The sequence below is a fragment of the Variovorax sp. Soil_C_12 genome (assembly GCF_057657375.1).
Genome location: NZ_JBDGIO010000016.1, coordinates 25794 through 41564 on the forward strand (window position 1 = coordinate 25794; position 15771 = coordinate 41564).

The following is a 15771-nucleotide window of genomic DNA, read 5'->3' on the forward strand; positions in this document are numbered from 1 at the left end:
TTTCCGCTGCGCTTCGCGCGCGCCGTTCGCATTTCGCGCGGCGATTTTGCATCTCGTCGCATCGCACTTGGCAGCACAGCCTGCCTGCGCGATCGTCGGGCCTCCACTTCACGAAGAGGCCCTCATGCACAAGCTTTCCCTCGCTGCCGCCGCCGCCCTGCTCGCCCCGCTGGGCGCTCTGGCGGCTGATCTTCATCTCAGCGTCGTCGACGGTCCCGCCGCGACGACACCGCTGTACGTCGCGCTCTTCGACAGCGCCCCGAACTACGACAGCAACAAGACGCTGGCCGCGCAGATCGTGCAGATGAACAACGGCACGGCCAGGCTCTCCTTCCCCGGCCTGGCACCCGGGCGCTACGCGCTGCGCGTGTTCGCCGACGAGAACGGCAACGGCAAGCTCGACACCAACCTGATGGGCATGCCCACCGAGCGCTACGGCTTTTCCAACGACGCCAAGGGCAACCGTGCGGCGCCCGGCTTCGACGCCGCGGCGCTCCAGGTCGATGCCAATGTGCAGACCGTGATCCACCTGCGCTGAGGAGCCCTCCATGCAACGACGCGAACTCCTGCGCCTGCTGGCCACGGCCGGCGCGACGCCCCTTCTCGCTCCCCTGCTCGCCCGGGCGAGCGAGGACGCCAGCTGGCAGGCCGAATTCGAGGCCTCCGACGCCCCCTGGAAGCTGGGCTTCGCCACGCCGCCCGGCGACCTCCCGCTCGCGCCCGCCCAGGTGCGCGGGCGCTTTCCCGACGCGGTGGCCGGCACGCTCTACCGCATCGGCCCGGCCGGCCATGACCTGGGCGGCGAGCGCTACCACCACTGGTTCGATGGCGACGGCATGGTGCAGCAACTGGTCATCGAGGGCCGGCAGGTGCACCACCAGGGCCGCTATGTCGCCACGTCCAAGCGCGTCGCTGAAGTGCGCGCCGGCCGGCGGCTGACCGAGGCCTTCGGCACCGTGCCGCCGGGCGTCGAGCCGCCCACCTCGGCCGACAGCATCAACGTCGCCAACACCAGCGTGCTGCCGCTGCAGGGCGAGGTGCTCGCGCTGTGGGAAGGCGGCTCGGCCACGCGCATCGACGCGCGCACGCTCGCCACGCTGGGCCTGAAGACCTGGCGCCCCGACCTCGCGGGCATGCCCTTCTCCGCCCATCCCAAGGTGGACCCGGACGGCACGGTGTGGAATTTCGGCGTGGGCGGCAGCCAGGGCCTGCTGGCGCTCTACGAGATCGCGCCCGAAGGCCAGCTGCGCCGCGCGGCCGTGGTGCCGGTGGCCGACCTGCCGATGGTCCACGACTTCGCCGTGACCGAGCGGCACCTGGTCTTCCTGATGCCGCCGCTGGTCTACGACGGCGCGCGCAAGCAGCAGCCCGGCACGAGCTTCCTCGACGCGCACGTGTGGCGGCCCGAGCTGGGCATGCGCGCCCTCGTCGTCGACAAGAAGGACTGGAACAAGCGCCAGCTGCTCACGCTGCCGGCCGGCTTCCTCTTCCATGTGGGCAACGCGTGGGAAGAGGCCACGCCGAAGGGCGCGCGCATCCATATCGACTACGTGCGCTCGGAGGATGCGAGCTCGGTCTTCACCACCAACCGCGAGCTGATGCGCGGGCGCCGCGTGACCAGCCCCGAACCCCACCTGACCGTGGCCACGCTGGACCTCGGCACCGGCCGCGCCACGCAGTACGCCCTGGACCTTGCCGCCGAGTTCCCGCGCATCGACCCGCGCCGCGTCGGCCTGCGCCACCGCAGCGTAGTGCATGCGACGCAGCTCATGAAGGAGCGCCCGGGCTTCGGCGCGATCGCGCGCACGGATGTCGAAACCGGCCGCTCGCAGCGTTTCGTCTATGGAGCGCAGGCGATGGTGGAGGAGCATGTGTTCGTGCCAGACGGGCGGCGGCCGGGGTGGATCCTGGGCACGGTGCTCGACCTGGCGCGGGGGAAGACGGTGCTGTCGTGCTTCGCGGCCGACGACCTGAAAGCCGGGCCGGTGGCGCAGGCCATCCTGCCGCGTGCCTTGCCGTCGGGATTGCACGGGGCGTTCGTGCCGGTCTAGCGAACTTATTTAGAGACTTTGAGGCCTGAAGTCTCCCGAAGATACGTTAAGCGTTACTCCTGAGCACTCGGATTGACATCGGTTGAACTTTCTCCTGTCTATGCTGCTGTGACTGGGCTGGCTACGATCCGCGCCACCAATGAAATGGATGCAGTGGCGGGATGTATTTGCCACCGCACTCCCTTTCATTGAATCGCGCCGCTGCGTGCCCAGGGCATGCAGCGAGAAGATCAATTCACCAGGATTTCCATGGCAAGCCGTCAACGGCGCGCACGCATGCGCGCTGCACTTTCAACCTCGTCCGCTCAGCGTCAGAGCAGCACCGCGCGTCCCAGGCGACCCGTAGCTTTCACCGTCATCTGGCGAGCCTGCGCTGTCCTTCAGGCATCCCTGGTGGCGTTCTCCGCTGCGCATGCGGAGACACGATGCATTCCTGTTGGGGAGGTTGATGGCGAGGGCGAAGGGGCATGTGAGTTCGCAATCGAGAGCGATCAGCTTGCGATGCTGGCGCGGTTTGGATTGCCACTTCGTTTCACGGTGAGCATCGGGCACGACTGATCGACGATCGCCGGGCCTGCCCAGCGCCTTTCGTTCCAGCCTAGGGGAAGTTCTTAGGTCTTTGGGCCTACCCATATTGGTAGACGACGCTTCGAAATGCGCGCTGTATAACTCCTAAGTTCTCCTTTCTAGGGATCGTTGGGAGGGATATGCCGAACACCTCGCCGCCATTTCCGCGTGCTTCGGGTTTCAGGTGGATCGCCCTGTGGGCCCCGCTGGTGATCACCGCGTGCGGCGGTGGAGGCGATGGCGGCACGGCTTCGGGGGTCACCGGCACTGGGGCCAGCGCGACCAGCACCGGCACCGACACCTCCGCCCCCGCCCCGGGGACGGCTGGAGGCGGGATGGCCCCCGCTGTCGCCACCACCGCCACCGGCACCGGCACCGCCGAAGCCTCGGCACCCGCTGCCGCCACCACCGACGCCGAAGCCAAGACCTCGCCCGTGATGTCACGCAAGGCCGTCAAGACGCCCGCGGACATCGCCCGGCAGCGCGAACTGGAACGGGACCGCCCGGCCCCGATCGACCGCGGCCCCGGGATCTCCGGCCAGCCCGCCGCCGCCGAGGCTGCGGCGGCCGCCGCGGTGGCAGTGAATACCGGCGGCGAGTGGGCGGCGCCCATCAGCTGGCCGATCAATGCCATCCATGCCGTGCTGACGCCCGACGGCAAGGTCATGAGCTACGGCACCGACCCGAGCGGCGCCCAGGGCGCCCAGCTCTACTACGACGTCTGGACCCCGACCACCAACGCCCACAGCCTGCTGCAGCACACCGTGCGCACCGACCTCTTCTGCACCGCCCAGACCGTGCTGCCGTCCGGGCAGGTGCTGCTGGCCGGGGGAGACACCCGCGGGATCACGCCGAACCAGGTCAACGGCGGCGTGGCCGACGTCAACTTCTACGACCCCGTCTCCTCCACCATCACGGCCGGGCCGCCGATGGCCTATGCGCGCTGGTACGGCAGCGCGGTGCCCCTGGCCGACGGCCGGGCGCTGATGCTGGCGGGCATCGACGGCGGCGGCGCCGGCTCCGGCGTGCCCGAGATCTACACACCGGGCCAGGGCTGGAATACGCTGGGGGCCATTCCCAACTGGCCGGGCGACTGGTTCTACCCTCGCGCGGTGCTGGCCCCCAACGGCCGGGTGGTGGTGGCCAGCAGCAACCAGCTGTTCAGCATCAACACCGAGGCGCCCACCCTCGGGCCGGTCGGCACGATGCCGAAGTTCCTCAACTGGGTGCTGCCCTGGGCCATGTTCGACCGCGGCAAGATGCTGATGGTGGCCGACGACGGCAGCGCGGTGGTGGTCGACATCAACGGCCGCACGCCGGTCGTGAACACCGTCGCGGGCCCCGGGCCCAATCGCGAATGGGGCACGGCCACCGTGCTGGCCGACGGCAAGGTGCTGGTCACCGGCGGCTCGGCCCAGGAGAACGAGCTGGTCGGCACCGCCTTCACGGCCCTCATCTGGAATCCCGCCACGGGGCAGTGGACCACCGGCAACGAGGCGCAGAAAGCGCGCCTGTACCACTCCACGGCCATGCTGCTGCCCGATGCCACGGTGCTGTCGGTCGGCGGCGGCTCGCCGGGACCGGTGGTCAACCTCAATGCCGAGATCTATTCGCCGCCTTACCTCTTCAACGCCAGCGGCCAGCGTGCGCCGCGTCCGATCATCAACACGGCGCCGGCCCAGCTCACCCTCGGCACCAACTTCCAGATCAGCGTGGCCTCGCCGCTGGCGATCCAGCGCATCACGCTGGTGCGTACCGGCTCGGTGACGCATTCGACCGACTTCGGGCAGCGCTTTCTCGACCTGCCTTTCACACAGGCCGGCTCGACGGTCAACGTCACCCTCAACGAGAGCCCGAACATCCTGCCCGCCGGCTACTACATGCTGTTCGCGATCGACAGTGCGGGTGTGCCTTCCATCGCGAAGATCCTGAAGGTGCAGGGCAGCTGGACGAAAGTAGGCGACCAGGGACACACCTTCACCCTGCCGGCCCCCACCGTCGTGCAGTTCGGTAACGGCGGGAACTGGACGCAGAAGACGGTCACCGGCAACGTGAGCTGCAGGAGCGAGTTCTTCGGCATGAATCCGGCGCCGAACGCCGCCAAGACCTGCCATGTGCTGGCGCCCAAGGCCGGTGGCGTGACGCCGGGAGGCCAGGTGACGAGCGCCGACCGCACCGTGGCCGCGCAGGGCGCCGCCTTCAACATGACGAGCGCAACGGTGGTGAGCTACGGCGTCGATTGGCGCTGGGTCGACAAGGTCGTGACCGGCGCCGGCACCTGCAACACGTCCTTCTTCGGCGGCACCGATCCTGCGCCGGGCGTGACCAAGTCCTGCGTGGCGGACACGGGGACGGCTGCACCTGCACCTGCGCCTGCGCCTGCGCCTGCGCCTGCACCCGCACCGGCACCGGCACCCGCGCCTGCGCCCGCGCCCGCGCCCGCGCCACCGCCGTCCGGAGCGACGCTGGCCACCGAAGGCGGCACCTTCACGGTGTCCAGCCCGACCCTGGTGGCTTACGGCGCCGACACGCGCTGGGTGCAGAAGACGGTCAACGGCACGGTGCCCTGCACCAACGCGTTCTTCGGCACTGACCCGGCGCCCTTCGTGGTGAAGTCCTGCAGGCTCGTGACCGCATCGCCACCTCCGCCACCACCGCCTGCGCCTGCACCTGCACCTGCACCTGCCCCTGCACCTGCACCTGCCCCCGCACCTGCACCTGCACCTGCCCCCGCACCTGCACCTGCACCTGCACCTGCACCTGCACCTGCACCTGCACCTGCACCTGCACCCGCACCTGCGCCCGCACCCGCACCCGCGCCCGCACCCGCGCCCGCACCTGCGCCCGCACCCGCGCCCGCGCCGTCCGGAGCGACGCTGGCCACCGAAGGCGGCACCTTCACGGTGTCGAGCCCGACCCTGGTGGCGTATGGCGCCGATACGCGCTGGGTGCAGAAGACGGTCAACGGCACGGTGCCCTGCACCAACGCGTTCTTCGGCACTGACCCGGCGCCCTTCGTGGTGAAGTCCTGCAGGCTCGTGACCGCATCGCCACCTCCGCCACCACCGCCTGCGCCTGCGCCTGCGCCTGCGCCTGCGCCTGCACCTGCACCTGCACCAGCACCTGCACCAGCACCAGCACCAGCACCAGCACCAGCACCAGCACCAGCACCAGCACCAGCACCAGCACCGGCACCAGCTCCAGCTCCAGCTCCCGCACCTGCGCCGCCCCCCTCCGGCGCATTCCTCGCCAACGAGGGCCAAAGCTTCACCGTGTCGGCACCGACCGTGGTGAGGTACGGCGCCGACACGCGCTGGGTGCAGAAGACGGTCAACGGCACGGTGCCCTGCACCAATGCCTTCTTCGGCACCGACCCGGCGCCTTTCGTCGTCAAGTCGTGCCGCGTCGCCTGAGGCAAGGCTTCAGACTCCGAAGCGCGCGCCCTGCGTCAGCCGCAGGGCGCGCTCTCCATCAGACATCCGGGACGGCACGCGGCACTGGGTCGAAGTAGATGAACTGGTTCGCCATCGGCAAAGCCAGGTTCGAGTAAGAGAAAGACAAGCTAATGTCCAGCGAGCGCACCTGGTGCCACCAGCCCAGCGGCAGGAACACCGTCTCGCCCGGCCAGACCACGACCTCGAGCACGCGCACGCCCTCGAACAGGGGAAACTGCCTCAGGTCGACCGCATCCAGGTCGATGGGGCTGAAGACGCCATTCGTGTTGTACAGGCGCTGCCCCTGCAGCGGCGAGATCAGGCGCCAGCGCTTGCGCCCGACGACCTGCGTGTGGAACAGCATCAGCGTGTCGTGGTGCAAGGGGGTCACGGTGCCTCCGGGCCCGAACCAGAACGAGGAACGCTCGGCCAGCTCCGCGCGAACGCAGCACGGCGGCAGGCTGCCGATGTCGTCGAGCAGAGGCGCGAAGTCGGGCCGCCGCAAGGCTTCGTTGTTGGCGGTGAGGTAGTAGTCGTTGGTGTCGCCGCCGGCCACCACCTGGTCGACGAAATCGCCCAGGCGGACGCTCCGCCGGTGCAAGGCCTTGTCTTCCTCGTAGCGAGGATTCGACTGGCGCTCGGCCTGGATCTCGACATCGAGATGGCCGAAGCGTTCTTTCAGATCGTCCGGCGACCAGCGCCGCATCGCCGGCCAGTCCCGTGTGTGGCCGGTGAGCACCAGGGGCCGGCAACCCCGCACGTAGCGTTCGATGAATTCGTCCTCGCTGACCGACACGCGCTTGTCCACGATGCCGTACATCGGGTCGATCTCCCACAGCAGCTGCAGGTTGGCCAGCGTGGACTCGAGCTTGCGCAGCTGCTGCGCCCGGCCTTCGGCGGCGATGTAGACCGCGTTGCCGGGCACCTGTTCGATCAACTCCGCGCTGACTTGCGCGTCGAGGCCGGCAGCGGTCATGGTCGCCAGCACCGATTCGGGCGTGCAGCCGCGCAGCAGCTGCTCGGTGACCCAGCGCAGCCACTCGGGCGTCAGTGCTGCGCCCGCAGGCGCCGGTGGTGCTTTTTCGGCCTGGCTCGCGGGCGGGCGTGGCGGAGCAGGCGGCTTGGGTGGCTTCATGCGGAGATCTCCTGCGTTCTCGGGCATGTGCATTGTGTGCCGAGCCAAGCCGTCTGCGCAGCGTGAACGACCCGCGGACGCGGGGTCATTCACACCCTGTGAGGCCCTGCCTCAGACGTCGAAGCGCACGCCCTGCGCCAGCGGCAGCGAGCGCGAGTAGTTGATGGTGTTGGTGGCGCGCCGCATGTAGTTGCGCCACGCGTCCGAGCCCGACTCGCGCCCGCCGCCGGTTTCCTTCTCGCCGCCGAAGGCGCCGCCGATCTCGGCGCCCGAGGTGCCGATGTTGACGTTGGCAATGCCGCAGTCCGACCCGGCCGCCGAGAGGAACTGTTCAGTCTCGCGCAGGTCGTTGCCGAACACCGCCGACGAAAGGCCCTGCGGCACGTCGTTGTGCATCGCGATCGCGTCCTCGAAGCGCTCGTAGCCCATCACGTAGAGGATGGGCGCGAAGGTCTCGTGCCGCACGGTGGCCGTCTGCGACGGCATCTCGACGATGGCCGGGCGCACGTAGTACGCATCGGGCCAGGCCTCGGCGAGGGCGCGCTCGCCGCCGTGGACCTCGCCGCCCTCTTGCGCCGCCGCGCCCAGCGCCGACTGCATGGCCTCGAAGGCCGCACGGTCGATCAGCGGGCCCACCAGCGTGCCGGGTTCGCGCGGATCGCCGATGGGGAGCTTCTCGTAGGCCTTGCGCAGGCGGGCCACAAGGGTCTCACGCACGCTCTCGTGCACGATCAGCCGGCGGGTGGTGGTGCAGCGCTGTCCCGCGGTGCCGGCAGCGGCGAACAGGATGCCGCGCACCGCGAGGTCGAGGTCGGCCGAGGGCGTGACCACCACCGCGTTGTTGCCGCCCAGCTCCAGCAGGCAGCGGCCGAAACGCTGCGCCACCCGCGGGCCCACCTCGCGCCCCATGCGCGTGCTGCCGGTGGCCGACACCAGCGCGACGCGCGCGTCGTCGACGATCGCCTCGCCGATGTCGCGCAGGCCGATCGCCACGCACGACAGCCCGGCCGGCGCCTCCGCGCCGAAGCGCCGCGCCGCACGCTCGAACAGGGCCTGGCAGGCCAGCGCGGTGAGCGGCGTCTTCTCCGACGGCTTCCACACCACCGAGTCGCCACAGACGATGGCCAGCGCGAAGTTCCACGACCACACCGCGGCCGGGAAGTTGAAGGCGCTGATGACGCCGACCACGCCCAGCGGATGCCAGCTCTCCATCATGCGATGGCCCGGGCGCTCCGAGGCGATGGTCAGGCCGTGCAGCTGGCGCGACAGGCCGACCGCGAAGTCGCAGATGTCGATCATCTCCTGCACCTCGCCCAGGCCTTCGGTGAGGATCTTGCCGGCCTCGAGCGAGACCAGCGCGCCGAGGGCCTCCTTCTCGGCGCGCAGCTCCTCGCCCAACAGGCGGATCAGCTCGCCGCGCCGCGGCGCGGGCACGCTGCGCCAGGCCAGGAAGGCGGATTGCGCCTCGCCGACCATGCGCGAGACGTCGTCGGCCGTGTGTACCGGGAGCTGGGCCAGCGCGCTGCCGTCGATGGGCGAGCGCACGGCCAGCGGACCGCCGCGCAGCGCCTCGGCGGGTACGCCCAGGCGTTCGAGCAGGCTCTGGGTCTGGGTGGCGGGAGGGGTCATGTCGGGTCCTTGTGTCTCAATCCGTTGTGCGTCATTTTTCGATCGTCTTGTTCCAGCGCGCGTTCCAGCCGGGGCGGTTCGCGTTGATGCTTTCCCAGTCGACCGTGACTGCATTCTTCATCCACTCGTTGACCTTCGCGACCTGTGCGCCGGCATCGCCGCTGGCCGGCGTCTTCGGATTGGTCGGCAGTTGGCTGCCGTACTGCAGCGCCGCGGCCTGCGCCTGCGGACTGAGCAGGAACTCGGCCAGCTTCTGCGCCAGCTCGGGCTCGCTGTTGTTGGCGATCACGCACTGGCCGACGGTGAGCACCACCGAGCCTTCCTTGGGCTGCGCGTACTCGACCGGGATGCCCTTCTCCTTGAGGGCCGCCACCGCGGTGGGCGTGAGCGGGAAGATCGCGGCCTCGCCGGTCTGCACCATCTCCGACAGCTTGGCCGAGCTCGGGATGTACTCGAGCACGTTGGGCCCGATGGTCTTGGCCCAGGCGTTGAAGCCGGGGTCGACGTTCTTGTCGTTGCCGCCCTGGATGCGGTTGAACATCAAAAAGCCGTGCAGGCCGAAGGAGGAAGAAGGCATCGACTGGAACACCACCTTGCCCTTGTACTTCGGGTCGGCCAGGTCCATCCACGAAGTGGGTGCGGCCCAGCCCTTGTCGGTGAACATCTTCTTGTTGTAGGCCAGCCCGGTCATGCCCAGGCTCACGCCGCTGGCCATGTCGCCCTTGAAGCGGGCCGCGGGATAGAGCGCGTCGAGCGCTGCGCTGGGGCGCTGCTTCTCGCACAGGCCCATGCCGATGGCGCGGTACATGATGCCGTCGTCGAGGAACATCACGTGCATCTGCGGCTTGTCCTTGTTGGCCTGCGCCTTGGCCAGGATGTCCGAGGAGGTGCCCGGCACCACCACCACCTTGGCGCCGGTCTGCTTCTCGAACTCGGGGAAGACGTACTGGGTGTACGTTTTCTCGAAGGTGCCACCGTTCATGCCGATGTAGAGCGTCTTGGACTGGGCGAAGGCGGTGCCTGCGGCGAGCAGGGCCGCGAGCGCGGCGGCGAGGGAGATGGGGCGGTTCATGGGAACTTCCTTTCAGCGTGCGACGGAGATGGGTTGGGGACGGGGTGAAGGGTTCGGCGCATTCGCGGGCACCGCTTCGGCTGCGCGCTCGAAGCGGTCGACCGCGAAGGCCTCGATCGGCGTGCTGCTGCGGCCGTGGCAGGCCAGCTCGGCCAGCACCTCGCCGGCGGCGGGGCCGATCTGGAAGCCGGCGCCGGCAAAGCCGAAGCCGTGGATCAGGCCCGGCCTGCGCGGGCTCTCGCCCAGCACCGGCTGGCGGTCGGGCAGGTAGCCCTCGGTGCCGCTCCAGGTGCGGATGATGTGGGCATGGCGCAGCGCGGGCAGCAGCTCGATGGCCTGGCGGCTGATGCCGTCGATGGAGTCGCGCTCCACGCGCGCGCGCTCGTCGTCGAGCGCGAAGCCGGCGCCGCCGCCCATCACGACGTTGCCGCGCGCCACCTGCCGGCAGTAGATGCCGCCGCCTTCGACGCCCAGGCTCCAGTCCATGAAGACCGGCAGCGGCTCGGTCACGGCCATCGCCGGATGGCCGGCGCGCAGCGGCAGCGCGTCGCCGAACTGCGCGGCCAGCGGGCCGGCCCAGGCGCCGGCGCAGTTGAGCAGCACCGGCGCGCGCACTTCCAGGCCCGCCGCGATGCTCCGCAGCACGAAGCGCTGGCCGTCGTGGGCCGCCTCGTCCAAACGCGTGCGCTCCAGCACCTGCGCGCCGGCGCGCTCTGCGGCGCGCGCGAAGGCCGGCGACACCAGGCGCGGGTTGGCCTGGCCGTCCTCCGGGCAGAAGGAGCCGCCCAGGGCCTTCGCGCCCAGCCACGAAGAGCGCTCGCGCAAGCGCGCGCCGCTGATCATCTCGAGGCCGAGGTCGAAGTCGCGTGTCTGCGCGCGGTAGTGCTCCAGCGCGGCGAGGTCGGCCTCGCTGCGCGCGATCTTGAAATGGCCCGAACGAACGTACTCGCCGTCGGTGCCGATGGTCCTCGCCAGCTCGCCCCAGATGCGGTGCGCGCGCTGCGCGAGCGGCAGCTGGCTGATCGGCCGCCCCTGCCGGCGCACGCCGCCGAAGTTCACGCCGCTGGAACGCGAGCCGCACAGGTCGCGCTCCAGCAGCACCACCTGCCGGCCCATGCGGCGCAGCGCCAGCGCCGCGGAGGCGCCGACGATGCCGCCGCCGACGATGGCCACGTCGCAGTCGATGCGCCGCGTCATGAAGGCAGGCCCTCCTGCGCGGCGGCCAGCTGCATCGGGATGGGCTTGATGGGTGCCTGGCCGCGCAGCCGCCCGACCTGCGGCAGTTGCTGGCCGCTGGCATGCGCCAACAGCTCGGCCGCTGCCACGCCGCACATGCGGCCCTGGCAGCGGCCCATGCCCACGCGGCACAGGGCCTTCAGGCGGTTGATCTCCTCGGCGCCCGCCTCGCGCACAGTCTGGCGCAAGGTCCCGGCCGTGACGTTCTCGCAGCGGCAGACCACCAGCTCGTCCGGCGCGTGCGCAGCCCAGTCCTGCGGGAAGGGAAAGGCCCGCTCCAGGCCCGCGCGAAAGTCCGCGATGCGCGCGAGCTTGCGCTCGAGCGCCTGCGCGCGCGAGGCATCGATCGGCATGCCGCGGTCCTGCAGCAGCGCCAGCGCGGCGCGCTCGCCGGCCCATTCGGCGGCATCGGCGCCCAGGATGCCGGCGCCGTCGCCCGCCAGGTAGACGCCGGCCACGCTGCTGCGCCCGGCGGCGTCGCGCTCGGGCAGGTGCGCGCGGTGCAGCGGCGCGTAGGCGAAGCGGCAGCCGAGCAGGTCCGCCAGCTGCGTCTCGGAGCGCAAGGCGTAGCCGAAGCCCACGGCGTCGGCCTCGAGCGTGTGTTCGGCGCGGCCGTCGTGCCAGGCCACGCCTTCGACCCGATCCGTGCCGAGCACGCGCAGCGGCCGCACGCCGCCGTGCAGCGCGACGCCATGGGCGCGCAGCCAGGCCACGTAGTAGAGGCCCTTGAGCAGCACGGCCGGCTGCGTGACCATGGCCGGCAATGCGGCGCACTGGTCTGCGAAGCGCGCGGTGTCGAGCACGGCCGCGACCCGCGCGCCGGCCTTGGCGTACTGGTAGCCGACCAGGTAGAGCAAGGGCCCGGTGCCCATGAACACCACGCGCTGGCCGATCGCACAGGCCTGGAACTTCAGCGCCACCTGCGCGCCGCCCAGCGTGTAGACGCCGGGCAGCGTCCAGCCCGGAACCGGCAGCACGCGGTCGGTCGCGCCGGTGGCGACGATCAACCCGTCGAAGGCCACGCGGCGGGTGCGCTGGGTGGGCCCGTGCAGCACGTCGAGCCGGTTGTCCTGCACGTTCCACACGAGGCTGTCGCCCTGGTGCTCGACCTGCCCGCGCAGCGCGTCGAAGGCCTGGTGCAACGCGTCGGCGCGCCCGGCCTCGAAGCCGTACAGCGTGCGGCTGCTGCGGCCGAACTGCGGCGGCTGGCGGCGGTAGACCTGGCCGCCGGCGCGCGCGGCCTCGTCGATGACGACCGGCCGCAGGCCATGGGCCACCAGCGTCTGCGCGGCGCGGACGCCGGCCGGGCCGGCGCCGACGATGACCGGCGGGGGTGCTTCCCGCGTCATGCCTGCCCCTCCCGCTCGGATGGGTGCATTGCTCCCTCCCCTTCCGGGGGAGGGAGCAAGACCGCGTCGCGCACGACCACCACCTCGGTGACCAGGCTCATGCCGGCCTGCACGAAGGTCGAGCAGGCCCGCAGTCGCCCACCCTCCCCCGTCTGCACCCAGCAGTCCTGGCAGGCGCCCATCATGCAGAAGCCGGCGCGCGGCGCGCCGCTGAACTCGTTGCGGCGCAGCTGGCCGGCGTGGGTCAGCACGGCGGTGAGCACGGTGTCACCCGCCAGCGCGGTGCAGGCCACGCCGTCGAGCGTGAAGGGGATCGGGGCGCGGGCCGTCTCGGCCACGCGGTGCAGCAGCGGCGCAGCCGCCGGGGTTTGACTGATCGATGTCATGCGCGCCCCACCAGCACGCGGTCCAGCCCGTACACGCGGTCGAGCAGCAGCATCGCGGCAGCCGTGACGGCGATCATCAAGGCCGAGACGGCGGCCATCAGCGGGTCGATGGATTCCGTCGCGTACATGTACATGCGCACCGGCAGCGTCACCGTCGAGGGCGCGGTGACGAAGATGGACATCGTGACCTCGTCGAAGCTGTTGATGAAGCCCAGCATCCAGCCGCCGGTGACGCCCGGCAGGATCATCGGCAGCGTGATGCGCCGGAACACCGTGGCCTGGCTGGCGCCGAGCGAGAGTGCGGCCTGCTCGGCGCTGCGGTCGAAGCCCACCAGCGCCGCCAGCACCAGCCGCAGCGTGTAGGGCGTGACGATCACCGTGTGCGCCAGCACCAGCCAGCCGAAGCTGCCGGTGCCGCCGACCAGCGCGAACATGCGCAGCATGGCCACGCCCAGCACCAGGTGCGGAATGATCAGCGGCGAAAGGAACAGCGCGTTGAGGAAGTCCCGCCCCGGAAAGCGATGACGCGTGATCGCGATGGCCGCCGGCACCGCGAGCACCGTGGCCAGCGTGGCCGAGCACAGCGCCAGCCGCAGGCTGTTCCAGAACGAGGACACGAAGTCCGAATGCGCGAACACCGCGCGGAACCAGCGCAGCGAGAACTCGGTGGTCGGGATGGTGAGCGTGTTGTGCGGCGTGAAGGCCACCACGCACACCACCAGCAGCGGTGCCAGCATGAAGCCGATGACGAGCGCGTTGAACGCGAGGGCGATGGGTCCGTTGTTGCGCACAGGCCCTACCCCAGCGCTTTCTTGTAGCGGCCTTCGACCATGCGGTTGAGGCTGAGCATGACGACCAGGTTGGCCGCCAGCAGCACCAGCGCCACGGTGGCGCCGAGCGGCCAGTTGAGCTCGTGCAGGTACTCGTCGTAGACCACCGTGGCGACCATCTTCAGCCGCCGGCCGCCGAGCAGGCCCGGGATGGCGAAGGAGCTCGCGCTCAGGCCGAACACGATCAGGCTGCCGGAGAGCACGCCCGGCATCACCTGCGGCAGCACCACGCGCCGCAGCGTGGTGAAGGGCGAGGCGCCGAGCGAGAGCGCCGCGTTCTCCACGCCGGCGTCGAGCTTCTGCAGCGAGGTCCACACGGCGATGACCATGAAGGGCATCATCACGTGCACCAGCGCCACCACCACGGCGATCTCGGTGTAGAGCATCTTCACCGGGCCGATGCCGAGGGCGCGCAGGAGCCCGTTGACCAGCCCCTCGGGGCCCAGCAGCATGCTCCAGCCGAAGGCCCGCACCACCACCGAGACCAGGAGCGGCGCCAACACCACCAGCAGCAGCACGGCGCGCCACGGGTTGCGCATGCGGCTGAGCACATAGGCCTCGGGCGCACCGACGGCCACGCAGATCAGCGTGACCAACATCGAGATCCAGAAGGTGCGCCAGAAGATGGCGAGGTAGTAGTCGTCGCTGAAAACGTGCGCGTAGTGCTCGAGCGTGTACTGGCCGGCCTTGACGCCCGAGGCGGCGTCGTAGACGTTGAAGGACAGCACGGCGGTCAGCAGCAACGGGGCAAGCAGCAGCGTCGCGAACAGGACGAAGGCCGGCGCGGTGAGCAGCCAGGGCACCGCGTGACGCGCGGGCGCGGATGCGGACATGGCCGAAGGCATCGGCGCGGCCGCCAGGTCGGCACTCATGCCAACGCCTCCTGCGCCGCCGGCACCTCGCCCGGCAGCAGGCGCGCGCAGTGGTCGGGCCAGTCGATCGCCGCGGCCTGGCCCACGGCCAGCGATTCGCGCCCGTCGTTCGGGCAGAGCACGGTCCAGTCGCCGGCCTCGGTCGAGAGGCGGTAGAGCCATTGGCTGCCGAGGAAGAAGCGCTCCTGCACCTCGCCGTCCATTCGGCCCTGGCCGCAGGGCCGCAGCTGCAGCTTCTCGGGGCGCACGCTGAACAGCGCGGTGGAACCGGACGAGAAGTCTGCCGGGTTGTCGACCGCGACGTCGAGGCGCAGGCCACCCAGCGCGACGCCCACGCGGGCGCCGACCTCCCCCACGCGCGCCTCCAGCAGGTTGGCCTTGCCCACGAAGGTGGAGATGAAGCGCGTGCGCGGATGCTCGTACACGCGCTGCGGCTCGTCGACCTGCGTCACCACGCCGGCCTGCATCACGACCACGCGGTCGCTCACCGACAGGGCCTCGCTCTGGTCGTGCGTGACCATCACCGTGGTGGTGCCGACCTTGCGCTGGATCTGCCGCAGCTCGAACTGCATCTCCTCGCGCAGCTTGGCGTCGAGGTTGGACAGCGGCTCGTCCAGCAGCAGCACCGGCGGCTCGATGACCAGCGCGCGCGCCAGGGCCACGCGCTGGCGCTGGCCGCCGGAGAGCTCGCGCGGATAGCGCTGCGCGTGCGCATCGAGATGCACCAGCGACAGCGCCCTGCGCACCCGCTCCTGCCGCTCGGCGCGCGGGAGTTTGCGCATCTCCAGGCCGAAGCTCACGTTGTCGGCCACCGTCATGTGCGGGAACAGCGCGTAGCTCTGGAACACGATGCCCAGCCCGCGGCTGTTGGCCTTGGCCTGCGTGATGTCGCGCCCGGCCAGCGTGATGGTGCCGCTGCTCACCGCCTCGAAGCCGGCCACCATCTGCAGCGTGGTGGTCTTGCCGCAGCCCGAGGGGCCCAGCAGCGAGACGAACTCGCCCTGCTCCACCGACAGGTTCATGGCCGAGACGGCGCAGGTGCTGCCGTAGAACTTGCTCACGTCGCGCAGGCTGAGAAATGACATGGGGCACTCCTGGTTCCGAGGCGGCGGCCGGGGGCTGGCCCGCCGCTGAAAGAGGCCGGCTGCGCTGCTTTCAGTGCCGGCCGGTGCGTTCCACTCTATTGCAACAAGCAAGCCATCTCGCGCAG

12 protein-coding genes are annotated in these 15771 nt (G+C 70.4%); 3 read left to right on the forward strand and 9 right to left on the reverse strand.

Annotation, left to right across the window (positions count from 1 at the left end):
• The first annotated feature begins 124 nt into the window (after nucleotides 1–124).
• From AC3A6X_RS30060 to AC3A6X_RS30070, 3 genes are all read left to right on the forward strand, one after another.
• On the forward strand, nucleotides 125–538 hold the full coding sequence (locus AC3A6X_RS30060) for a DUF2141 domain-containing protein (RefSeq protein WP_487845599.1): 414 nt from the start codon (nucleotides 125–127) through the stop codon (nucleotides 536–538).
• Nucleotides 539–548: 10 nt separating this feature from the next.
• Nucleotides 549–2051, forward strand: coding sequence for a carotenoid oxygenase family protein (locus AC3A6X_RS30065; protein ID WP_487845600.1), 1503 nt, complete (start codon nucleotides 549–551; stop codon nucleotides 2049–2051).
• A 902-nt stretch (nucleotides 2052–2953) separates the two neighbouring features.
• A complete protein-coding gene (locus AC3A6X_RS30070) occupies nucleotides 2954–6031 on the forward strand; it encodes a galactose oxidase early set domain-containing protein (protein WP_487845601.1) in 3078 nt (1025 codons plus the stop codon).
• 58 nt (nucleotides 6032–6089) lie between these two features.
• On the opposite strand, the gene AC3A6X_RS30075 is transcribed toward AC3A6X_RS30070, so the two are convergent.
• The 9 genes from AC3A6X_RS30075 to AC3A6X_RS30115 all read right to left on the reverse strand — a co-directional run bounded on the left by AC3A6X_RS30075 (nucleotide 6090) and on the right by AC3A6X_RS30115 (nucleotide 15646).
• Nucleotides 6090–7187 carry a cupin-like domain-containing protein gene (locus AC3A6X_RS30075; protein ID WP_487845602.1) on the reverse strand — a complete coding sequence of 366 codons (1098 nt, stop codon included), beginning with the start codon at nucleotides 7185–7187 and terminating at the stop codon, nucleotides 6090–6092.
• Between the two features lie 111 nt (nucleotides 7188–7298).
• Nucleotides 7299–8816 (reverse strand): L-piperidine-6-carboxylate dehydrogenase, encoded by a 1518-nt coding sequence (amaB, locus tag AC3A6X_RS30080; protein ID WP_487845603.1) that lies wholly within the window; start codon nucleotides 8814–8816, stop codon nucleotides 7299–7301.
• Nucleotides 8817–8847: 31 nt separating this feature from the next.
• Complete coding sequence (locus AC3A6X_RS30085) at nucleotides 8848–9888, reverse strand: ABC transporter substrate-binding protein (protein WP_487845604.1); 1041 nt, start codon at nucleotides 9886–9888, stop codon at nucleotides 8848–8850.
• A 12-nt stretch (nucleotides 9889–9900) separates the two neighbouring features.
• Nucleotides 9901–11085, reverse strand: a complete 1185-nt coding sequence (locus AC3A6X_RS30090; RefSeq protein WP_487845605.1) for an NAD(P)/FAD-dependent oxidoreductase — start codon at nucleotides 11083–11085, stop codon at nucleotides 9901–9903.
• A complete protein-coding gene (locus AC3A6X_RS30095) occupies nucleotides 11082–12473 on the reverse strand; it encodes an FAD/NAD(P)-dependent oxidoreductase (protein ID WP_487845606.1) in 1392 nt (463 codons plus the stop codon). Before AC3A6X_RS30095 ends, AC3A6X_RS30090 begins: the two co-directional genes overlap by 4 nt.
• Nucleotides 12470–12859: a (2Fe-2S)-binding protein gene (locus tag AC3A6X_RS30100; protein WP_487845607.1), complete on the reverse strand. Its 390-nt coding sequence runs from the start codon at nucleotides 12857–12859 to the stop codon at nucleotides 12470–12472. Before AC3A6X_RS30100 ends, AC3A6X_RS30095 begins: the two co-directional genes overlap by 4 nt.
• Nucleotides 12856–13650, reverse strand: coding sequence for an ABC transporter permease (locus AC3A6X_RS30105; protein ID WP_487845608.1), 795 nt, complete (start codon nucleotides 13648–13650; stop codon nucleotides 12856–12858). Before AC3A6X_RS30105 ends, AC3A6X_RS30100 begins: the two co-directional genes overlap by 4 nt.
• A gap of 5 nt (nucleotides 13651–13655) precedes the next feature.
• Nucleotides 13656–14561, reverse strand: a complete 906-nt coding sequence (locus AC3A6X_RS30110) for an ABC transporter permease (protein ID WP_487845609.1) — start codon at nucleotides 14559–14561, stop codon at nucleotides 13656–13658.
• Nucleotides 14558–15646, reverse strand: a complete 1089-nt coding sequence (locus AC3A6X_RS30115; RefSeq protein ID WP_487845610.1) for an ABC transporter ATP-binding protein — start codon at nucleotides 15644–15646, stop codon at nucleotides 14558–14560. Before AC3A6X_RS30115 ends, AC3A6X_RS30110 begins: the two co-directional genes overlap by 4 nt.
• Nucleotides 15647–15771: the final 125 nt, after the last annotated feature.